The organism is Vibrio coralliilyticus, assembly GCF_024449095.1.
GTDB classification, from domain to species: Bacteria; Pseudomonadota; Gammaproteobacteria; order Enterobacterales; family Vibrionaceae; genus Vibrio; species Vibrio coralliilyticus_A.
Genome location: NZ_CP024629.1, coordinates 104734 through 123672, shown reverse-complemented (window position 1 = coordinate 123672; position 18939 = coordinate 104734). Strand labels below are relative to the sequence as shown.

At 42.9% G+C, this 18939-nt stretch carries 29 protein-coding genes; 9 read left to right on the top strand and 20 right to left on the bottom strand.

What is annotated here, in order from left to right:
* Positions 1–149: 149 nt before the first annotated feature.
* The 7 genes from CTT30_RS23080 to CTT30_RS23050 form a co-directional block, all read right to left on the bottom strand.
* Positions 150–404, bottom strand: a complete 255-nt coding sequence (locus CTT30_RS23080; protein ID WP_252037665.1) for a hypothetical protein — start codon at positions 402–404, stop codon at positions 150–152.
* A gap of 55 nt (positions 405–459) precedes the next feature.
* Positions 460–624, bottom strand: coding sequence for a hypothetical protein (locus CTT30_RS23075; RefSeq protein WP_252037663.1), 165 nt, complete (start codon positions 622–624; stop codon positions 460–462).
* Between the two features lie 133 nt (positions 625–757).
* Complete coding sequence (locus CTT30_RS23070) at positions 758–1141, bottom strand: hypothetical protein (protein ID WP_252037662.1); 384 nt, start codon at positions 1139–1141, stop codon at positions 758–760.
* Positions 1142–1205: 64 nt separating this feature from the next.
* A complete protein-coding gene (locus CTT30_RS23065; RefSeq protein WP_252037661.1) occupies positions 1206–1508 on the bottom strand; it encodes a hypothetical protein in 303 nt (100 codons plus the stop codon).
* A 59-nt stretch (positions 1509–1567) separates the two neighbouring features.
* Positions 1568–1882 (bottom strand): hypothetical protein, encoded by a 315-nt coding sequence (locus CTT30_RS23060; protein ID WP_252037658.1) that lies wholly within the window; start codon positions 1880–1882, stop codon positions 1568–1570.
* Between the two features lie 66 nt (positions 1883–1948).
* Positions 1949–2125, bottom strand: a complete 177-nt coding sequence (locus CTT30_RS23055) for a hypothetical protein (protein ID WP_252037657.1) — start codon at positions 2123–2125, stop codon at positions 1949–1951.
* Between the two features lie 10 nt (positions 2126–2135).
* On the bottom strand, positions 2136–2390 hold the full coding sequence (locus tag CTT30_RS23050; protein ID WP_252037655.1) for a hypothetical protein: 255 nt from the start codon (positions 2388–2390) through the stop codon (positions 2136–2138).
* A 203-nt stretch (positions 2391–2593) separates the two neighbouring features.
* Here CTT30_RS23050 and CTT30_RS23045 point away from each other — a divergent pair, with 203 nt between their 5' ends.
* Entirely contained in the window at positions 2594–3046 is a 453-nt protein-coding gene (locus CTT30_RS23045; RefSeq protein WP_252037653.1) for a hypothetical protein, read from the top strand.
* Positions 3047–3248: 202 nt separating this feature from the next.
* Here CTT30_RS23045 and CTT30_RS23040 read toward each other — a convergent pair whose 3' ends face one another.
* The 4 genes from CTT30_RS23040 to CTT30_RS23025 form a co-directional block, all read right to left on the bottom strand.
* Positions 3249–3431, bottom strand: a complete 183-nt coding sequence (locus CTT30_RS23040; protein ID WP_252037935.1) for a hypothetical protein — start codon at positions 3429–3431, stop codon at positions 3249–3251.
* Between the two features lie 91 nt (positions 3432–3522).
* The gene (locus tag CTT30_RS23035; RefSeq protein ID WP_252037934.1) at positions 3523–3786 is read right to left on the bottom strand and encodes a hypothetical protein; all 264 of its coding nucleotides are present in this window, start codon (positions 3784–3786) and stop codon (positions 3523–3525) included.
* 42 nt (positions 3787–3828) lie between these two features.
* Positions 3829–4095, bottom strand: coding sequence for a hypothetical protein (locus CTT30_RS23030; RefSeq protein ID WP_252037933.1), 267 nt, complete (start codon positions 4093–4095; stop codon positions 3829–3831).
* 79 nt (positions 4096–4174) lie between these two features.
* Positions 4175–4396 (bottom strand): hypothetical protein, encoded by a 222-nt coding sequence (locus CTT30_RS23025; protein ID WP_252037932.1) that lies wholly within the window; start codon positions 4394–4396, stop codon positions 4175–4177.
* A gap of 338 nt (positions 4397–4734) precedes the next feature.
* Between CTT30_RS23025 and CTT30_RS23020 the strand changes: the two genes are divergently transcribed.
* The 8 genes from CTT30_RS23020 to CTT30_RS22985 all read left to right on the top strand — a co-directional run bounded on the left by CTT30_RS23020 (position 4735) and on the right by CTT30_RS22985 (position 10568).
* A complete protein-coding gene (locus tag CTT30_RS23020) occupies positions 4735–6405 on the top strand; it encodes a class I SAM-dependent methyltransferase (RefSeq protein ID WP_252037930.1) in 1671 nt (556 codons plus the stop codon).
* Positions 6406–6665: 260 nt separating this feature from the next.
* Complete coding sequence (locus tag CTT30_RS23015; RefSeq protein WP_252037928.1) at positions 6666–7397, top strand: hypothetical protein; 732 nt, start codon at positions 6666–6668, stop codon at positions 7395–7397.
* A 9-nt stretch (positions 7398–7406) separates the two neighbouring features.
* Positions 7407–7721 carry a PH domain-containing protein gene (locus CTT30_RS23010; RefSeq protein ID WP_252037926.1) on the top strand — a complete coding sequence of 105 codons (315 nt, stop codon included), beginning with the start codon at positions 7407–7409 and terminating at the stop codon, positions 7719–7721.
* A gap of 54 nt (positions 7722–7775) precedes the next feature.
* Positions 7776–8081 carry a hypothetical protein gene (locus CTT30_RS23005; protein WP_252037924.1) on the top strand — a complete coding sequence of 102 codons (306 nt, stop codon included), beginning with the start codon at positions 7776–7778 and terminating at the stop codon, positions 8079–8081.
* A gap of 54 nt (positions 8082–8135) precedes the next feature.
* The gene (locus CTT30_RS23000) at positions 8136–8555 is read left to right on the top strand and encodes a hypothetical protein (protein WP_252037923.1); all 420 of its coding nucleotides are present in this window, start codon (positions 8136–8138) and stop codon (positions 8553–8555) included.
* 147 nt (positions 8556–8702) lie between these two features.
* The gene (locus CTT30_RS22995) at positions 8703–8915 is read left to right on the top strand and encodes a hypothetical protein (protein ID WP_252037921.1); all 213 of its coding nucleotides are present in this window, start codon (positions 8703–8705) and stop codon (positions 8913–8915) included.
* Between the two features lie 131 nt (positions 8916–9046).
* Positions 9047–9385 carry a hypothetical protein gene (locus CTT30_RS22990; RefSeq protein WP_252037920.1) on the top strand — a complete coding sequence of 113 codons (339 nt, stop codon included), beginning with the start codon at positions 9047–9049 and terminating at the stop codon, positions 9383–9385.
* Between the two features lie 439 nt (positions 9386–9824).
* Positions 9825–10568, top strand: a complete 744-nt coding sequence (locus tag CTT30_RS22985) for a hypothetical protein (RefSeq protein ID WP_252037918.1) — start codon at positions 9825–9827, stop codon at positions 10566–10568.
* 229 nt (positions 10569–10797) lie between these two features.
* On the opposite strand, the gene CTT30_RS22980 is transcribed toward CTT30_RS22985, so the two are convergent.
* The 9 genes from CTT30_RS22980 to CTT30_RS22940 form a co-directional block, all read right to left on the bottom strand.
* On the bottom strand, positions 10798–11292 hold the full coding sequence (locus CTT30_RS22980; protein ID WP_252037916.1) for a hypothetical protein: 495 nt from the start codon (positions 11290–11292) through the stop codon (positions 10798–10800).
* Positions 11293–11467: 175 nt separating this feature from the next.
* Positions 11468–11680, bottom strand: a complete 213-nt coding sequence (locus CTT30_RS22975; protein WP_252037914.1) for a hypothetical protein — start codon at positions 11678–11680, stop codon at positions 11468–11470.
* Positions 11681–12050: 370 nt separating this feature from the next.
* Positions 12051–13373, bottom strand: a complete 1323-nt coding sequence (locus CTT30_RS22970) for a DNA cytosine methyltransferase (RefSeq protein ID WP_252037913.1) — start codon at positions 13371–13373, stop codon at positions 12051–12053.
* A 90-nt stretch (positions 13374–13463) separates the two neighbouring features.
* On the bottom strand, positions 13464–13676 hold the full coding sequence (locus CTT30_RS22965) for a hypothetical protein (RefSeq protein ID WP_252037911.1): 213 nt from the start codon (positions 13674–13676) through the stop codon (positions 13464–13466).
* A complete protein-coding gene (locus CTT30_RS22960) occupies positions 13677–13880 on the bottom strand; it encodes a hypothetical protein (RefSeq protein ID WP_252037910.1) in 204 nt (67 codons plus the stop codon).
* A 252-nt stretch (positions 13881–14132) separates the two neighbouring features.
* On the bottom strand, positions 14133–14312 hold the full coding sequence (locus CTT30_RS22955) for a hypothetical protein (RefSeq protein WP_252037908.1): 180 nt from the start codon (positions 14310–14312) through the stop codon (positions 14133–14135).
* 31 nt (positions 14313–14343) lie between these two features.
* On the bottom strand, positions 14344–14505 hold the full coding sequence (locus CTT30_RS22950) for a hypothetical protein (RefSeq protein ID WP_252037907.1): 162 nt from the start codon (positions 14503–14505) through the stop codon (positions 14344–14346).
* A gap of 425 nt (positions 14506–14930) precedes the next feature.
* A complete protein-coding gene (locus CTT30_RS22945; protein WP_252037905.1) occupies positions 14931–15386 on the bottom strand; it encodes a hypothetical protein in 456 nt (151 codons plus the stop codon).
* A 17-nt stretch (positions 15387–15403) separates the two neighbouring features.
* Positions 15404–18778, bottom strand: coding sequence for a phosphoadenosine phosphosulfate reductase domain-containing protein (locus CTT30_RS22940; RefSeq protein WP_252037903.1), 3375 nt, complete (start codon positions 18776–18778; stop codon positions 15404–15406).
* Positions 18779–18939 lie beyond the last annotated feature (161 nt).

The following is an 18939-nucleotide window of genomic DNA, read 5'->3' as shown; positions in this document are numbered from 1 at the left end:
ATGGATATTGAGTGCTAAAGGTCTTGTGTCCATCATGTGGCGGCATCGCTATCCTTCATATCTATGGATGCGCCACACACTCCAGTCTTTAAGTTGCTTTGTTAGTTCGTTTAGTAATGAGCTCTGTCTGGGGTTAAGCAGCGGCAAAACTAGCTAAATTGAGCACTAACTGCGTTGTATGCCGTTTCAAGCCCCTCCAAGTAAGCTTCACATTTAACGTCAATACCTGCGGCGAAATGACCGAGTATCATCGACTCAATCCCATCGACCGCACAATTGAACTCCGCGTTCTCCTCTGTTTCTGGTAGTTCTTTTAAATCAGTGCTGATAGCGCATCCTTTTTTATCATCCTCCGAGTTGTATGAAATGATGATTCCATACACATGCAGCTCTAATGTTTTCATTGTGTTGGTGTCCCGCTTCTATCTGTTGTCGTATTGGTATTAGCAGTGCAATCGATTAATCCAAGCCTTTGTGGAGTTCGGTGAGTTGGTCTATAAAGCTGCCAACACCACATTTGGTGTAAGCGCTGTAATCAAAATAGACGTTCTCACCTCCAATTAGAAAAGTGATTTTGAGATCGGATTTGGTAGCAACTCCTTCACAAGTCGTTGTGTCAAACATTACGTGAAATCCCCTTTCCACCAGCTCAATAATGTTTTGATGAACTGGGGTGATATGGGTGCGCTGTAATTCAGATAATAGTTTGTTAGTAACTCTTTGCATTATGGTCTACTTTCCATTTGCTAGGGGGCAGTTAAAGAATGCCTGCCATTTCTCGCCAATCCCCTTCATGTAACACGTCACCATCAATAGCAAGCTCTACAACTTGAGTGCTACCACTCCAGTTAAGTTCAAGGACTTCACCATCCCACTCATCCCCTTCTTCACGATCACCATTCCTGATGTCATCAAGGTATGAATTAATGAGTTCTTGGTTCTCTCTATTGGCATCAGCTAATGTCGGATAAAGATCTGGAAGGGGTTTGTGGTCTTCACCTGTTGAGCCAATGGCATATCCACCACCAAGTAAGCGTGTTGCCACTGTAAAGAACTTCCCAGCAGAACAAGCCTCTTCCCATTCTGTGGTTCGCCCATGGAAATCCAATACATCTTGAAGTGTTGCGTTAAAAATTGTCATTAGTCCTTTCCTTGTAAAAAGTAGCGTTGTCGGATACACCCTACGGGAGCGTCGAATAAGGCCGCTAGTCGAGTTCGACAACGAAACCGGAGTTATCTAGATCGACATCTAAAGAGCATTTACGAGCGAACCACCCTCCACAATTTGTGTGAATGTGCTCAATCAACTGCTTATCTGTAATTTCAATTATTCCCGACTCTATTGCAGGGTAATTTTCAGGAGTAAAGCCAAACTGAAAATACACGTTATCAGCCAGTTTCTTGAAAAAGCACATATTAGTGCATTCTGATGAAACAAATAGGTTGGCTCCTCTCTCATCAAGGTTGCTTACGTATTTGTATAACACTTCTGTTTCTACAGTATTCATAACATGTCATCCCCCTTATCTAAGGCTCAGTTATTTACGCTCTTAGAGTTATTGGGGGTTCACGATTCAATTGCATATGGGACATGGTCGCCATCTGCTACCCAGTCATGATCGCCATAATCATCAAAGTGCTTGGCGATGCCCCCTGAATCAATCTCAAACTTCAACCCGCATTCATGACAACGTTTATCATCTTCCACCATTTCAATGACTACCTTCGTGGCTGAAATGTCATCAGGTGTTAGCGCACCATTCACACGCTGGTTTTCAATAGCGGTCGCTAAGTTCTCTTTCAATGAGGATTCACAAATGATCTGGTCTTCTGTGTCAGTTTCGTAAGCAATGGTGAGTGAAAAAGTGAGTTCTTTGTCCATAATTCCTTTCCGTACGTTCATGGTTTTGTTGAATGCTCCACCAGCGGGGGCTACCAATCTCTATCCTTATTCCTGCACCCATGCCACTCCATAACCTCTAACCTCATCATGGCCTTTGTATGGCAGTGACTTGCCGCAACCGCACGTTACAGTTTCAGACTCTTGCCAATGCAAACAATCAGCTTGCTGCTCTGTAAGCTTTTCATCGCGACCGCAAGTGCATTTGATGTGTAGTTTTTCCATTGCTATTCCCTTAGATGTCTTGATTAAATATTTGAGTGGCCATTGAGCTGGTGGCCTCCCTGTGTTCGTTCCTAGCAGCGCGACAATCATTAGCGCTCATGTTTATACATACAGCCCCAAGACTATCTCCCCCAAGTTGCTCTCGGTGGTCAACGTATAACGCGTTATCGAGTTCCGTGAATTCAATCACTTCACCATTAGGAAGAGCAATGTAGGTGCTATTGTTGTCTGATTGAATGGCTAATGACTTAAGCAAATTAGACATGGCTGACCGCCTTTAGAAGTCCTAGTGAAAATACGTGCTTTGATTTCATGGTTCCCCTCCTTTTCGACTTAATAAATGTAATTGTAATAATGACACTAGCGATGTCAATAAAATAATTACATTAAATTGAGTATTTTTGCTTAACAATAACTTTAAATGCGGTACAATAATTCGGTCAGTTAACATTAATCAGGAATACATCTATGCAGAACACAGCTCAAATCTTTGACTTGAATGCAAAGCGCATCGAAAAGCAGGCAGAACAAACTGTTTCCCAACTGTTGGTGAATATGGATTTACCAAACCTTTCCTGCGATGCTCTTAAAAGCGTCCTAACCATGACACAATCAATTGTGTATATCTCTGGAGGTGTCGAATATGGCGAGCCCCGAGTAGTTCGACAAGCTGAACCCGAGCAGCTCATTTACGCAGCAAGCAACCAACTATTTCAATATGAGATGTTTGATGACCGCATCCGTGTAACGTTTGACGGTGAGTACACGTATGATCTCTATCTGGATGAGCATCATATTGGTGACTTGAATATATTAGCGCTGGTAAAAAGCGCTCTTGATACTGAAAGTGAAGTGCGCTCAACCCAAAACCAAATTCACCAAAGGAAGTTAATGGCCGGATTTGAAGCATCAATGTTTTAGGCAGCCTAACAACGAAAAGACCGCTATAAGATATATGGCGGTCTTTTACTATGTGATGGGCAGAAGTGAGGGGGTGTTTAGATTTCAGTATGGAGCATGAAATCCTATCGTTGGGTAAACGAATCACTAAACTAGCTTTCACTCCAATGTTAGATAATTCAGTTTTTCAAGAAAACCAGCTAGATATCCGCGCTGGTGGCGTTTAGTGAATCAACTTACCTTCTTCATTGGTTGTTGTTACAAGCCAGTACCCAGACTCTTCAAAGTCATTATGAGCATTGATCGCTAACTTCTCGTTAACCTCGCTTTCATATACATACTCTGCAATGCCATTCGCATAATCTGATTCGGTTTTGTAAGCAGTTACCTTTAGCTGTCTAGTCATAAGTCTTAATTGCCTTAGTAGTTGTTCGTTTTTTTGCAAAACGTACCAGATGCGCCTCAATCGACTGGTGGCGCATCGAGTAAGTTAGCTCTCAATTTAATTCCGAGAATGAGGCAGCGTTACCAAGTTTCTTTTGGGAACTATTGTCAATCACTACCGAATCTCTAGTGACCCCAGCCTTACCAATAAGATTTTTAACCGCTTTGTGCTGACCTTCGTAGCCAAATACATAAATGCTACTTGGTTGAGTAGAGGTGTTAACAATACCGCTAACTCCTCCCTCAGCCACACGTTCCGTGGTATCTCCATTTAGAAAGAAACCTAATTGGTCTTTGCCCCATACTGAACTATTCATTTGTTTACCTCGTATTTCGGTGGGATGTTAGTTGATAATAAGTTAGCTGAGTTCAATTCGTTTAAAGACAACTGAACACCCATCATTGCGCTCTACTTTATCTCCACTTTCCGTAATCAGTGGGTCGCTCATGCATCGGTGAATGTTCAAGCGTAAATCTGTTTTCGGGTCACAACATTGTTTACGCCAATCGCAATGTGTACAGATATTTGGGTAATCTCCCGTTGGATTAGTAAGCTCGCTTTTAAGTACTGCATAAAAGCCTGTTGGTGCTTCATTTGCATCAATTGTCTTAGATTGAGCTGTCATATTTCTGCCTCTCTATTTCCTTTGTAATTGGCGTAACCGCTGCGCTCAACCACCAGCGAGCGCAGCGCTTAGACCAACTCTAAATAGTCATTTCACGTAAAAATGTTTGAGCTAGCTCCCTAGCGCGGCTCCTAGACACATGGCGATCAACTGAAATTGGATTGTCCATAGGCCAGCCGCTTCGGCAAGTGACTGTCCAACGTTTGTCTTTTGGCATAAAACGACGACATTCTAGGGTGATGCTAGGCTTAACAAGACACTCATCGTTAACTACTTTAGTGATGCTTGAAAATGTTGCCATGGTGCTCTCCTTTGTTGTTTCCGTTAGCTTTCGATTAAGTTGATTGTGTAATTATAACAATTACACGCCACATGTATATAAAACAATTACAAAAACAAGAGAGATTAGGATTGACTTGCCAGGACTGAATGTCACTCTTTAAAACCTCAACGTCTTCTTATAAAAAAGATTTAAAACGCGAAAGTTCAATCACAGCCAAACCCAAAAATAAACCAATATAATCAATAAGTTAACAAATATATCAATTGCAATTACCACCCTAAAAAGGACAGACTAGACCCCGTTAAATAACGCGCTCACTGCGACCTAGAGCGCCAACAATCAAACGAGGTAATATTATGTCTACTAATGCAATGGTTAAGCTTCTGAAGAGCGAGCAGGCCGATTTTGAGTACTACCCAACTACACCGGAAATGCTCCAAGCGATACGAGATGATCTGTGGAAAATTCATTGCCCATACAATCGCGAAGATGACTATTTGTCATGCTCAGTATTGGACTGTGGGGCGGGTGACGGCTCTGCACTGGCCACGCTGACCAAGGGGAAAAAATACGCGATTGAAAAATCTAAACCGCTTCTTAATGCGATGCATAAGGATGTATTTGTTGTTGGGACTGATTTTACCCAAAACACGCTGATAGATAAGAAAGTCGATGTAGTATTTAGCAATCCGCCATATAGTACATATGCGCAGTGGTGTGAGAAAATCATAACTGAGGCTAACGCAGAGGTGATCTATTTGGTCATCCCTCAACGCTGGGTAAACAACGAAAGCATTTCGCTAGCACTAGAAAGCCGACAAGCCCAAACGACCGTTATCTATTCGGGTAACTTCTTAAATGCTGATCGCCAGGCACGAGCTTTCATCGATATCGTTAAAGTTGATTTGGCATACAAACGCCGCAGCACACATTATTCACCCACTCTGAAGGTGGAGCCCTTTTCTTTATGGTTCAGCAAGCACTTCAAAGTATCCGCCAACAAGTCAAAGCGTTCAGAATGGCAAAAACAAAAGCAAGACTTAGCTAATGCACAGCAGAACGTGAGCAACTCTCAGCAGTTAATCAAAGATGAGGGCTTAGTAAAGACACTTGAAACCCTGTATTTTCGGGATATGGAGGAGCTCATGAATACATATCTAAAGCTGAACGAGTTAGACGCCGATCTGCTTAACGAACTGGATGTGAGTATTGAATCCGTACAGGGTGCATTAGAGCTGAAAATCAATTCACTTAAGGATTTCTATTGGAAAGAACTATTCAATAACCTTGGGGTCATCACCGATAAGCTGGCAACCAAAAGCCGCGAACGTATGCTTGAAACATTAACCAAACACACTCACGTTGATTTTAACGCAGAGAACGCGCACGCCATTGTCATTTGGAGCATTAAGAATGCCAATGAATACTTTGATTCTCAGTTGGTTGAGCTGGTGGAGTACATGACAGAAAAAGCAAATGTTCAATTATACAAATCGAATGCAAATACATTTGGTGATGAACAGTGGCGCTACTGTCGCAAACCTGACGGCCTTGATCGTTATAAGCTGGATTATCGCGTTGTTGTCACACGAACGGGAGGGATTCAGGTTACAGAGTGGGCACATGAACGCACTGACCATAATTTAACAGCATCGTGCGCTAACTTCTTTAGCGATCTTTTAACCGTAGCCGCTAACTTGGGCTTTGATACGAGCATAACCGATGCCGCAAAGGCTCGGGAGTGGCAAAGCAACAAGAAGCAAGAATTTAAATACTACAACCACACACTAGGCCGCGAGGTAGTGCTATTTGAAGCCAAGGCGTTTAAAAATGGCAATGCGCACGTCAAATTTAATCAAGATTTCATCATGCGACTGAATGTTGAGTTTGGCCGCTTGCGTGGCTGGGTGAAGAATACCGAACAGGCATGCAATGAATTAAACATCACACCAGAACAGGCCGCGACCTGCTTTAAGGCTAACTTGCAGCTAACTAATAATAGCGTTCCTTTACTACTAGCCGCATAACATCAAGACCACCAGCTTTAAGCCCTCCAAATCTTGGGGGCTTTTTTATGCTTTCAAGCACCCCAAAAACCACGTTTTAGAAAAAAACGTCTTATTTATAAATCAAAACTGCCATTCAGAGGGTCGGACGATTGTAAAGTTAAGCGACTGATAAATATATACATATTAACATTTACACTGTCATTATATACAGTAACAATGACCGTTCGATGCATACGCTCACTGCGACTTAGAGCGAACAATTAAGCGAGATACATATCATGAACATTACGGAAGCCATTCAATATCATACCGACAACAGCGCAGCTTTGGAGATTGACAAACGCTATACACTTGCACTTGAGAAGATTGATGAGTTGTCAGACTCGCCAGTAGTCCAGAATGAAAACGAATACCTATCTCAGTTAAAGGTGAAGGAATTCCTATGCGCCTTGTCGTGTTATACCAGTAAAACAAAACACCCTCTAAATGATCGTGTTTGGGAACTGGAGTCGGTTTATGGCATAGCTCTTTCAAAGTACAACAAGCGTAGCCTGATAAAAAACAAGGACATCAAGTATCTTGCCAAGTACCTATCTTGGCCGTATTTCTACACTAAAGTGATAGATCACCAGCAAGCACTAAAAGCAGCTGCCGCTTATGGAATACTACGCAAAAATATTTCGGAGAATTCAGACGGTTCTACGCGCACAGAGCTCTATGTTATTGGACTTCACTATAAAGTTGGAGATAACACCTTCTCGGTAGATTCACGAGGTCGTGAGCATCGACGTTATATTAAAACCATGGGAAGGCAGGCACTTCCGGTGGTTGTTCCTCATGATGAATACAAGCTCTTTATAGAAAGGGAAAAAGAAGCGGTGTCGCGCATTCCAGAGTTACATAACTCATTCTATGTTACTTATGTAGGAGATGGAAAAGGCTGCATACGAGCAATTCCAATGAGCAACACTGAACGGAATTTCATCATACAAACCTACCCAGCTCATTAGGAGGCGATCATGAACATTAACCAGCATCTTACGAAACTGTTCGGCATTATAACTAACCGCCTACAACAATGTGTTTTTAATAAGCTGAAGCAACTGCACGCCTTGCTAGACTCCAAAGTGGCTGATACCTATGTCGTTTGGTGTCCAAGTGAACTAAGTGCTTATATCAGTGAAGGTTCGGATTCCTATGAAGTCCTTTTGCGAGCAGAGCAACAATTTGGTGTCTGCATATCTTCATGCGTAACCACCATCGATATCGAGACGATCATGACGATGGTTTACACAGCAACAGACATGCAGTGTAAGTACCACAAAGTAAGCTAATCCTGTCATTCGCCCACTGCGACCTAGGGCGCTAAACAATTAAACGAGGACATTATGAAACTACTTACGAAACTGTTCGGTATTATAACTAACCGCCTACAACAATGTGTTTTCAATAAACTGAAGGAGCTTCATGCCCTGCTAGATTCCAAAGTGGCTGATACCTATGTCGTTTGGTGTCCTGAGAAAATCAGTGAGTATACCAGTGGAGATTCGAACTCGTATGAAGCACTTTTGGAAGCAGAAGCAAAACTTAATGGCTCCATATCTTCATACGTTACCACCACCAATATCGAGATGATTATGGAGATGGTTTACAACGAAACAAACATCCCCTGTACGTATCACAAAATAAACTAATCCTGTCATTCGCCCACTGCGACCTAGGGCGCTAAACAATCGAACGAGGACATTATGAAAAAACTTATACTTAACGTTAGCTGCATTGATGCTAGCTACAACGACACACCTGACCATTTCATTATTGAGTTAAACGCTCAGCAAATAGAACACATCAAAAAGCTAAGCTCAATCGTGAAAGAGCAGGAAGCTTTGTCTATTAGAACCTTGGATTTTTCTGGGGAATATTTTTCATCCTTAACACTAGATTCATTCAATGGCTCTCATGTAGTGGAGGATTTGACAGAGACCGCGATTGAAAAATCGAACGATGATTCAGGATTGGTTGAGATGCCCTGTCTTGTAGTGTCAGAAAACGAGTTTGAGTTCACATGCATTCCCAAGCACTGCGGTGACTCTGAAGCATGTAGAACCGACAGTGTAGCGATCAAAGAACTTGACACACATTCAACCTATTGCGCGGTCACACTGTAGTTTTTCAGAAAAACCACCAGCAGTGTTTTGCTGGTGGCAATCCTTTCCCATCACTTCCTATTCAACCACTCTTTATGTAATTATTATATTGACACTCCACATGTAAATAATATAATTACACAAGGTTACAAATGTAGGGATATCACTATGGATACTCAAACTCACGTTATTGGCGCTAAAGTCTCATGTAAAACTCGACACGTTAATGATCGCCATATTCGCACTGTTACATTCGAGAGAACTCAGCTTAATTGTGAATATAGCGGTCAGGCCGTTGCTTGCGGCAAGGTTCGTGAAGAGCTGAACAAGCTAGGATTCAAAAGCACTTGGTCACTTATTAAGTGGATTAAAGAAGCCTGAACTTAGACCAACTACTGCTACTGGATAATGAAAGCAGATCGCTACGCGAATTTGGTGATTGATTACGCTGTTTGTAATGAATGTGTCAACATCGAATTTAATGATTGTTTTACTGTGCAATGGAATTAGAAATGTTACCTAAAAGACAAGAAAAACTAGTATCAGTTTCAGATGAAGCTGCAACTCAAGACGCCGAGGCGTTGAAGCTGGAGAATGGAGTGTTTTTCGACATCGAAAACGAAGATACTTACCCACCTGAGTACACATTCGTTGTAATCAATTTACTACCAAATGTCCCAGTTTATTTCGATAGAGAGCAGAATACATGGTGGACGGCCACCATATCGAAGGGGGATAAGGACATATATGGATTTAATGATCTGTATCATTACGAGAGTGATGTGGAAATTTTTTGGCAGCCAATAGAGTTTAAAAAAGCCGATGTTCTTTTTATTCCTGCTGGAGAATAACGACTAAAAAGCGCACAACATGACCAACATCTTAAACTGACCTGACGACAATGTAAGTCAGGTCAACGAATCTGAGTATGATTATCAGGTTCACACTGAACTAAAACACACCTCCATTTTTGCATTCACCGGAAACACCACAAGCCTTGTTGGATTTGGTAAGAGAAATGAAAATCCGCTTATCCAGAAAAACCACCAGCAAAAATGCCACGCTGGTGGATCACCTCCCCAAACACACGCTTTAGAAAAAAACGTCTTATTGGAAAAAAGATACCGACCTTTCAGGAAAACTTCCCTGGTTTGTCTGTCCCGCCGTTTCGCGCACTGAATCAGCAGTCCCACTTAACAAATCGTGCCTTACGCCAATTAAGTCAATCGCCAGTTAGATACAGTCTCAGTTTATCAAAGCGAGAAATGTAAATAATCCAAAGGGGGATGCATGGGTGGCCACGTCATACTAAGAATGATAACAACTCAACAAGTTAACTTAATTCACGAGGTTCTGAGTGCTTATATGAGCCAAGATATTTTAACTGTAGGTAATGCCATTTTTCACGTGGACGCCTATACAGAGCAAAATATGGATCAGTTTAAGAACGACAACAAGAATATGCACAATGCAGTCAACTATCCGATCACAACTAGCCAAGCTGCGTTTTATCTTGGCATGATCGAGAATGATGACTTAATTCCCCAGGAAGGGAGCCGAGAACAACTCCCGCCACATTTCTACATCTATTTTCCTAAGAGTTTTCTTGAAAAACCATGTATGGCCGCAAATTATGTGGAAACCAATGCCGATTTGAAACCCTTAACCCCTAAGCTCAACGTGCTAAAATCCATTATAGCCACATCAGAACATCGCAAAAATATCGGACTCTCTGAGGTTCAATGTTTGAATAACTACAATCGCACAATTGATGGTGTAAATGGCTCTAGAAAAACAACGTATGCCGAGAAGCTCGCTAAGTTGAAGGAGCTTAACACTGCTGACATTACATTTGAGGTGTACAGTATCAATTATAAGTATTGCAATCTTATCTCTGACGCGGAAGGAACACCCTCAGCTGAACTGAAGGAGTTTTACGATGAGCTCTTGGAAGGTGGTACGGAGATTAAGCGCGTAAAAACAGATCCAAAGGAAAGCCTGCCTAGTCTGTATGTCATGAATTGGCAGGAATAAGAATGAAGCAAGGTGAGAGTGAGAGTAATCCCACTCCTTCGGTCAAAGAAATGGGACACTAGAAGTTTCAGGACATTCACCACCGCTCATTGGTGTTCCTTCTGACTCTGGCTGCTCACTTTTGCAACTGGGGCAAGGTGAAAGCTCGGGCAAGTTTTCATATTCACTGCCACATTTTGTACAAAAACCAAGCTCATTAATCATTGTGCCCTTTTCCTTATTTGACCGATTAAAAGTCATTTCGATATGCGTTATCGCGCTCGATACTCAAATGCTCTTTAAACTCTTTCATGCTTGGCTGTGAATCTAAATGAGCTTTCATTTCATCAACAGCAAAGGCAAAACCACTACTATGTGCAGCGTCAACGACTTGCATTAAGTTGGTCAGCACCTTCCTTAATCCGTTAAGATCTAGTTCCCCACCATCAAGCAAGGAAACTTCAAAGTGACTTAAAAACTCTACTTGTTGACTGTCACTTGTAGCGCTTGAAAATAGAATGTAATTTCCATCATTGATATAGCCAAAGTCAGCATGTGTAATTTCATCAAGCAACCAATGCTTATCCGTCCAAGGCCAATCCACATGGCAGAATCGCTTTGTGGACCATTTCAAGTGTTTGGCTTTCTTCGACTCCGCAGGAGGTGTCGGAAAATATTTAACTGAAACATTCCCAAAGACTGCTGACAGCTCTCTATCTGTTATATGATTTCCATTCGTTGCCATTACACTTCCTCCGTTACACTCTTTCGTCATTATCAAACTGCTAATCAGTGGCCTAACTATTTCTATTAGGTATTCTTAGCGATACCCTGCCCTTAATGCTCCCCATTCAATTCTGCACTTGGCATCATTATCGTTAGCTATTGCATGATTCATTTGATACCTAGAATTGTGTTCGCTATTGGACTGACTTAATTGCTGAAGAGCTACATGCTACACACTGACCGTTGTTGTCGGCCTGCAACGCTTGGTAGCTTTCAGTGTGGTAATGCACCATACAGTTATGACATTGATAAAGGCCCAGGCTCTCATCAAGTGCTGCCCCAGTTAATGCATCATGGAGTTCTGCTAGGCTCTGTGTCTGGTTCCTAAACTGAATCTTGCTATGCATACTATTTCCTTGGCCTGTAATTGATGTAAAGCCACCAAAGACAGTTACTAGTTAAGCTAACATGTGTAATTATAACAATTACATCAGAGAACTCAATATTTTTATGACCATAATACAGCTCTACTCTGATCTAATATCGCGGCAACCCTTTATTTTAACTACCAAACCTTTGGATATCTGTAATCCATTATCTAAACAATCAGGACAAAGAAAGACGTCATTCTTTACAAGCCAACCATCTAACTTAATACTTCTTACTACCATGAGCTCAGTATCCCCTCTATGCGAAATATTTGTCGTATGGCAACCATCACATTGAGGTATTATTTCCGTAACGTATCCCATTTAACTAATCCTAATTTTACTGCAATCAACATAATTTATGATCGGACTTGTCTTCAGAAAACACCCAACCTTTAGGAAAGCCCATAATCCTGTGACAGTAAGCAAGTGATAAGCCACCCTGAGTAATTCCGTACTCTGTTTGAAAGAGGCCAGCATACCCACCTTGACTACCAGGGCGCTTTGTTCTGCTTTTGCCAGAGCATAGATTATTACCTTCTTTGCGAAAGAGCGTGGGAAAGAGCTTATTTTTAAGTTCTGGGTTGCTAGATAGAAGATCAATGTTCTTGTTCCGTTCTCTAGCGTAATAGGTGCCACTAAAGACCGCGCCATTTCTTGAAACATCTTCATCGTGATTGAATGGCATCACCGTACCTTCAGGCATTGACGCAAATAAGTTGGGTTGAACTGGTGAAGACTCTAAGCGCACAATTTGACAAAAAATAAGCTCTGGAAGTTTAACGATAAGTGAATCCCCTAGTGCATTAAGAGAAAGAGATCGCCATTTAATCGACTTGGGGTCTTCATCGAGCATATGTCGCCTAACATAGTCGCTATCCACTTCGTCTTTTGTACGACAATGCCACGTCCACGAGCCCGACTGAATTCTATTCACATAGCGCTCAAGTTCATGAAAAGCGCTTTCACCTGATCGAGCTAGCGCAGTATCTGGTTGCGCACCAACAATGATCGCTCGGCTACGAAGCTGGGGGTAGCCTAATGCCGCGCCGCTAACGACCTGCCACTCTATGTGGGAGTAACCCTGTTCCATCATTTTATCGATAAGCCATGCTCCCCCCATCCCCGCTTTAAAGAAGTCCTCAGTACACTCTACAAGTACATAGTCTGGCACTAGAGTTTCAATGATACGCGCAGCTTCCGTGACTAAACCCGATTGCTCACCATGCATTCCTACGCGCCAAAAATTAGCTCGGCTAACATCACGACATGGAATAGAGAAAGACATCATGTTTGGGCACTCGATCACCCCTTCCATGAAATCTTCGAGTGATGCAAACTCGATATCGTAATGCTCACTTGGCACGGAATCTTCTTCAAAGCTTGAGCTGTTACGCTTTGGCTGACGATTAGCCTGACAACTGGATAGAAAACTGGGGAGCTCTTGGTTTGGCTCTGAAAGGTTTTCGAGCGCATACGGGATTTCTTTCAGCGGTTTCGCAAAGTAACGAATATCGCCAAAGTTACTGCAATTAAAGTGCTTAGATAAAACGTGGTCACGAAACCCGTCATACTCTACGTGTCCGGTTATTTCAATGCCATTACGCTGAGCTCCAAGCGAGAAAGAACCTATGCCCGCAAAGCAGTCTATGAGTGTCAAATTAGACATCATTATACTCCATCCATTATTTCTTTGATCGCTCTAAATCGAGCAACTCCTTTATGCGTCCCACTCGCAAGGTACTTGTATCGAATAAGGCAACTAAGCTGCTTTGCACCATTCCCAGTCCAATGCGGCGAGATGTTCAGATAAGAGCAGCTTCGTGCAATAGCTTGCATCTTCGACCCATAAGGTGCCATCCACTTCAAATACTGCTATAGGTGTCCAACCTTCTTGAGCACTACCGTTACACTCACGGCAAAAATACAAACCTGCCATAGTTGGTGCTTTTTTAGTTGGTTGAGTTAGTCGCATTCAGCTGTCCTTGTTGTTTCCGTCAATTTGACAGGTAGAGAGCGGGTGGTCTTCACGCCACTTATCTAAAGCAGCAACGGTTTCGTCATAATTGACTTGCTCCCAAAAACCCTCTTCGTAAGCCAGAGGGTGCTCAAGAGTTGCGTTTAAGTCTGCGCTTATCTCCTCAAACTCCGATTCTGATTTGATTACAATTTTGGTCATGTTTCAGCACCTATCTTCTTGTGACGTGGGTGAATGTTACAGGTTGTACACTTGCGTATTTCGAATGGTTACAATCAAGTTGATATGTGTAATTATAATAATTACAAAATCAATGTCAATGTTTTAATTACATTAAGTGCAGTATTGCCCTGCACTTAATTCGATTGTCAAAGAGGTTTTTCTGAAAAACTCGGGAATGCAAATAGGAGGCAGACGAAGTATCGCGGTGATTGGTGAGCGTGGTGAAGAAAGCTAGCTGCTTTCTGTGTAATACCGTTCATACCAAAGAACCCCACCATCAATCAGCACCTGGTCGATGGCTTTATCTCTCAGAGATTGGTTCAGAGCTCTAATAGTGTAAGAAACAAACTCCTTGTCACATTCGTGCGGCTCGTACTTAATTTCAATCTCAGCACAGTATTTTACAGCCATGTTTTTCCTCCTGTTAAAGATAAGGGCATCGTCACTCTTCGATTACTGCGATTTCATGTTCATCGGTGATGTATACGCGAACGCTAGACTTATCTTCAAACCTGTAAATGCTATATTCGCTAGCTTCCCGAACTGTGTCTGCCCAATCTAACGCCGCCTCAAAAGCTTCCAGAGCTTGGCCATCGTTAAACATTCTCAAAACCTTTTGGGCAGTTGTATTTTTTTCTGTACTCATTGCTATGAATGCTCATTAATACATCAATACCTGTAATTATAATAATTACAAAAAAGGTGTCAATATAATAATTACATCAAGATGTATATGAAGGCGTTACTGTGTGGTTTGAAGTGGGACGGTGGTGAACTACTATCGTTTTTCTAAAAAACCTTAGCCAATTAACCCGAGCTGGTGGCTATCCCAGTTAAAAAAAGCCACTCGGATTAAAGTGTGACAAATCCGACATGGCGATTTAAGTGAAGTGCTGGACGATTGACTTGCTCAAATTGAAGCCAACTGGCTTCTGTCATTGTCTGTAAGTTGGGAAACCGAAGATAGTAACAATGTAAGCCCTGCCTAAGCAGTATAAGCCAGAAAGGGATAGGATCTGACTGGAGGCATTAGAAGTGCGCTCTAACTTCCTCAATCATTTTCTGTTTCTTGTTGTACTGGCTGACGCTGCGACTGAGGTGTTGAACAGTGGTATCAGTGATTTCAGCAACACGGCTTGCCGGAACTTGGTGGACAATACGTAGCTCTAGTTGTTTTTGGGTATTATTGTTTGGCTGGTACTGATACAGAGCAAGAATAAGCTCGAAGTGCTTTTGAGTACCAGGCTGACCAGATGAAAGAAATTGGTTTAATGCGATAATCCCATTGTACGAGGACAGCAAAGTGTCACGCCCTGTTCGCACGTAACGCTTGAAATCAAAAGGCTCATCCATCGCGTCGATTACCCCATCCTGCTCATCTATTCCATGGTTTAAGAACAAATCTTTTACTATCTCTGCGACCTTGGCATTACGCGGTTTCCTAGACAGTCGTTGTAGTTGTTCAAATTGGACATCAGTTAACATGGTTATACCTAGCATTTTTAACTAGCAGCCCTAAGCGCCGCTAATCGATCTTGTTTTTCTTGCGATAGGGTCATGATTGTACTGGTACGACACTCAAGAGTAACGACATTTCTCAATGCTTGGTCATAATTCACTTCTTGCAGCGTGGAAGCTAACGAGCGAGCCGTTGAATGCAAGTTCGCGATGGCAGAATCGTAGCAAGTTGCTGCAATGTGCTTGTCTCTTGCGCCAACCCCTTTTGATGCCGCCAGAACGTTACTCAGTCCCATCTCAGTTAGAAAGCGGTTACGAGTAGCACCAACGGCTAAATATGCCTCAACAATTGGCGTAACCAAGCTTTCATCAAGAAATTCCATGTTACCCATGCCATCATCAACAAAATCTGAAACGTCAGTGTTTTGCTGAGTCCCCACCAAACAATCCACAATCGTCGCGCATCGTGCTTGCAGTGAGCTTTCCACCAGCGTTAGCTTACTCTTGTATGTATTAAACACGGATGTCATGGCGGTAAGATCTGCTTTCAGAACTGCCAGTTCACTCGCTGTTGTTACCAGTTTAAGTAGCTCTTTGAAGTTTGATGCTACCGGACTAAACTCACTCACCCACATTTGATTCACGCAGCCTCTAAGTGATGGTGAAGGTTTGTTTGCAAGTCCCTGATGCGAAGCATGTATCGCCATCGCAAAAGCTTGCTCTTCATAATGCGACAAGAACTCAATGACTCGTCGACAAATGATGCTCGCATGAGATCCCGGCAATTGAGTGTTCAATTTAAACTGTAACTCTGCTCTCTTGATATTACGAACTTTGCGCACAGCCAGTAGCTGATTGGCTTTTTGACTACGGTGCTCAGTCATTGAGATAACATGACTTGCGTTTAGTACATCGTGGTAGTTGCGGTCTGACAGGTTATACAGATGCGAGGCGTGGAAGATTTCAGTTCTAACCAATGATTGGTTCACGTACTCCTGAAATCGCGGAGCCATACTCAGGCCAGAATTTTTCATCAGCGAGTGAAATACGCCTGTTCCTGTATACTTTCTTGCGCCCAAGCGATTAGTGAACCCTTCTCGTACGTAAGCATCATGACGGGCAATAGCAGTTGACCAGTGCTTTTTCATGAAAACGTTGAACTTCTTGCTTTCAAAATCCATTGATACTGCTAACCCCTGAACAAAATCAGCGTCCATGTTGTAATCGTACAATGAGAAATGCTGCGCTCTGGTTTCTTTGTTATCCGGTAGCCAGTAGCCGACTTGGGTTTGATGCTGCTCTACCAGCAATGGGACGACTGACGGGTTGTAATCTTGCAAACTCGTGCGACCAGCGGTAAATACCCCATCCTTTTGTTTGTTGCGCTTACGCTTAGTAAATCGCATACCGGTTTCTTTTCGACTGCGAGCGTGCGCACTTACACCACTAAAGGCTGTGGTGAACTCTTTAGCAAAAGGCAGCTCTGCATGAAATTCAATCTCAAACATACCATCAAGCTTAACGACATCGGCAAGAACGGCATCGCTTGTGATGTTGTACTGAGTACTTATCTTGGCCAGCTCAGTTTGTGCCTTTTTTTGCGCCAGTGTCAGCAGCTCTTGATACGCTGCTGAGCCTTCAACAAGATTAAGCTTGCCAGAGGAGGTGGCTTTATTAACGGTTAGCTTGTGATTAGTTCCATCAGTTGCAAGCTTTACTTTTACCACCAGCGTATTCACAGGGCGCAATCTGTCACGGTGAATTAGGTCGTGGCCCAAGTCACGCAGCAAAGGTGCCATATGGTGTGAAGTGGATTTGGTGAAGTTCAGTGGCATCCAGTGTGCCAGTTCATCTATTTGGCTAATGTTCGAGTCGAACTTTTTCGCCGGAGCAAACAGCTGGAACACCAGTGCATCAGGCACCTCCTTGTTCAAAACCTTGGTATCGTCCCACTCAAGCAACCCTTGTTTAGCACGAAGCGCATTTAGTTCAGCGTTAAGCGGTGGCAGAGGTTTTCGGTGCCCGTTTTGTACATTGTCTAAGATTTTCATCGGACGATAAGGGGCCGCTTTTACGCCATGCAAAGACCAAAGTGCAGATAACATCACGGCGTGTTGCTCGGTGAACAACTCAAGCATTGGCTTCTCGCTCATTCTTGATACATAAGCATCCACGTAATCCAGCTTTACATCCTCTCGCAGTGTTGGGTCGCTTTGGATATCCATCACACCCACATCAGTTGAGACATTGCCATTATTTAGGTTGGACACAAAGTCAGCATGGATCTGACGGTGCTTTTCGGTGATTTGCGCTGCCTGATACAGTATGTTTTCCAGGATGGTTGCTTTAAGCACATTCGGTTGAAGGTATACATTGGAAGTCACGCTACAGGTAGCACGAGGATGGAAAGCGCGGTTATTAACATTCAGTGAGGTTCTGAAAAGGTAATCACGAAGACGCAGCACATCGTCACCAAAGCGAGCCCAACGAGGGTATTGCAGCATCTCTTTGCCAGAATGGTCTTCACTGACCATACCGCATGTTTGACAGCCGTAACGTGCAACTCCGCCACAGGAGCCACTTTCTCCAACCTGACACACATCGTTTGAACCCTCCCCGTATATCGCCAACAAAAGGCCGAAGTTCTTACCGTAGCAAGGGATATGTAAACCAGAAGGCATTTTCTTCATTGGAGTATCACCAGCGTGGTTCAAACAGTCAATGACATCGCGGGTTGTCCAGTTAGCGATAGGTGCAAAACGGTGGTAGCCATATCCCTCCCCTTCACTCCGGATCTGTTCAATCAGACTATCAGCGGTAAGGTCAGCTTCACCACGCTTGCTCATATTGGACTTTCTACGAGTTGATTCATCGATACGCACACCACTGAGGTTGGCCCACTTTCCGTTTCGGTACTCTTCAGGCAGATACTGGCGGGTTTCTTCCAGAGCGCGTTTCCCTACTTCGACTTTCCATAAGCTGCTGCAATCGGCTTTTCGTCCTGACGCTGAGGAAGTGAACAGTTTCTGGGAACCAGCATAAAGCACCATCAAATGCTGATGCATTGGCGGCGATACCAGTTTGAGATGAAGATTGATGCCATGCGCTTCACACAGGTCACGCACTTGCTGATGCGCAAACGGTACATACATCTGAATATTGCTAGGCTCAAGAAGTGTATCCACTGTGACCACCACCAGCGGCCTGTCGGCTTCGATATCTTCATTGTCTAAGCATCGGCGCATCGCCTCGATAGCCGCATTTACTACTACGCTCGAATCCTTCCCAGTTGAATACCCACAATGAAAAATTATGCCCTCTTTGAGCAGCTTCATTAGCTCAGCAACTAAAGATTCAAACTTGTTGTAGCTAGATTCAGCTATCTGGTAGTTCAGAGATGTCAGATCAAAAAAGTTCATAGTGGGTCGCCCTAGTGAATTAATGGTTAACATATTAACATCGTTACTAGGCATTTCAACCCTTATTATTTAGTCACAAAACAACAGAAACATCTTTATATAAATAGAAGTAAGGAAAATAAAAACTTCTTGATTAACGTTTCAACACCCCTTAATATCAA

Bases quoted from the DNA above. Each gene is read 5' to 3' on its own strand.
- CTT30_RS23080 (WP_252037665.1), bottom strand. From the start codon at position 404: ATGAAAACATTAGAGCTGCATGTGTATGGAATCATCATTTCATACAAC.
- CTT30_RS23075 (WP_252037663.1), bottom strand. From the start codon at position 624: ATGTTTGACACAACGACTTGTGAAGGAGTTGCTACCAAATCCGATCTC.
- CTT30_RS23070 (WP_252037662.1), bottom strand. From the start codon at position 1,141: ATGACAATTTTTAACGCAACACTTCAAGATGTATTGGATTTCCATGGG.
- CTT30_RS23065 (WP_252037661.1), bottom strand. From the start codon at position 1,508: ATGAATACTGTAGAAACAGAAGTGTTATACAAATACGTAAGCAACCTT.
- CTT30_RS23060 (WP_252037658.1), bottom strand. From the start codon at position 1,882: ATGGACAAAGAACTCACTTTTTCACTCACCATTGCTTACGAAACTGAC.
- CTT30_RS23055 (WP_252037657.1), bottom strand. From the start codon at position 2,125: ATGGAAAAACTACACATCAAATGCACTTGCGGTCGCGATGAAAAGCTT.
- CTT30_RS23050 (WP_252037655.1), bottom strand. From the start codon at position 2,390: ATGTCTAATTTGCTTAAGTCATTAGCCATTCAATCAGACAACAATAGC.
- CTT30_RS23045 (WP_252037653.1), top strand. From the start codon at position 2,594: ATGCAGAACACAGCTCAAATCTTTGACTTGAATGCAAAGCGCATCGAA.
- CTT30_RS23040 (WP_252037935.1), bottom strand. From the start codon at position 3,431: ATGACTAGACAGCTAAAGGTAACTGCTTACAAAACCGAATCAGATTAT.
- CTT30_RS23035 (WP_252037934.1), bottom strand. From the start codon at position 3,786: ATGAATAGTTCAGTATGGGGCAAAGACCAATTAGGTTTCTTTCTAAAT.
- CTT30_RS23030 (WP_252037933.1), bottom strand. From the start codon at position 4,095: ATGACAGCTCAATCTAAGACAATTGATGCAAATGAAGCACCAACAGGC.
- CTT30_RS23025 (WP_252037932.1), bottom strand. From the start codon at position 4,396: ATGGCAACATTTTCAAGCATCACTAAAGTAGTTAACGATGAGTGTCTT.
- CTT30_RS23020 (WP_252037930.1), top strand. From the start codon at position 4,735: ATGTCTACTAATGCAATGGTTAAGCTTCTGAAGAGCGAGCAGGCCGAT.
- CTT30_RS23015 (WP_252037928.1), top strand. From the start codon at position 6,666: ATGAACATTACGGAAGCCATTCAATATCATACCGACAACAGCGCAGCT.
- CTT30_RS23010 (WP_252037926.1), top strand. From the start codon at position 7,407: ATGAACATTAACCAGCATCTTACGAAACTGTTCGGCATTATAACTAAC.
- CTT30_RS23005 (WP_252037924.1), top strand. From the start codon at position 7,776: ATGAAACTACTTACGAAACTGTTCGGTATTATAACTAACCGCCTACAA.
- CTT30_RS23000 (WP_252037923.1), top strand. From the start codon at position 8,136: ATGAAAAAACTTATACTTAACGTTAGCTGCATTGATGCTAGCTACAAC.
- CTT30_RS22995 (WP_252037921.1), top strand. From the start codon at position 8,703: ATGGATACTCAAACTCACGTTATTGGCGCTAAAGTCTCATGTAAAACT.
- CTT30_RS22990 (WP_252037920.1), top strand. From the start codon at position 9,047: ATGTTACCTAAAAGACAAGAAAAACTAGTATCAGTTTCAGATGAAGCT.
- CTT30_RS22985 (WP_252037918.1), top strand. From the start codon at position 9,825: ATGGGTGGCCACGTCATACTAAGAATGATAACAACTCAACAAGTTAAC.
- CTT30_RS22980 (WP_252037916.1), bottom strand. From the start codon at position 11,292: ATGGCAACGAATGGAAATCATATAACAGATAGAGAGCTGTCAGCAGTC.
- CTT30_RS22975 (WP_252037914.1), bottom strand. From the start codon at position 11,680: ATGCATAGCAAGATTCAGTTTAGGAACCAGACACAGAGCCTAGCAGAA.
- CTT30_RS22970 (WP_252037913.1), bottom strand. From the start codon at position 13,373: ATGATGTCTAATTTGACACTCATAGACTGCTTTGCGGGCATAGGTTCT.
- CTT30_RS22965 (WP_252037911.1), bottom strand. From the start codon at position 13,676: ATGCGACTAACTCAACCAACTAAAAAAGCACCAACTATGGCAGGTTTG.
- CTT30_RS22960 (WP_252037910.1), bottom strand. From the start codon at position 13,880: ATGACCAAAATTGTAATCAAATCAGAATCGGAGTTTGAGGAGATAAGC.
- CTT30_RS22955 (WP_252037908.1), bottom strand. From the start codon at position 14,312: ATGGCTGTAAAATACTGTGCTGAGATTGAAATTAAGTACGAGCCGCAC.
- CTT30_RS22950 (WP_252037907.1), bottom strand. From the start codon at position 14,505: ATGTTTAACGATGGCCAAGCTCTGGAAGCTTTTGAGGCGGCGTTAGAT.
- CTT30_RS22945 (WP_252037905.1), bottom strand. From the start codon at position 15,386: ATGTTAACTGATGTCCAATTTGAACAACTACAACGACTGTCTAGGAAA.
- CTT30_RS22940 (WP_252037903.1), bottom strand. From the start codon at position 18,778: ATGAACTTTTTTGATCTGACATCTCTGAACTACCAGATAGCTGAATCT.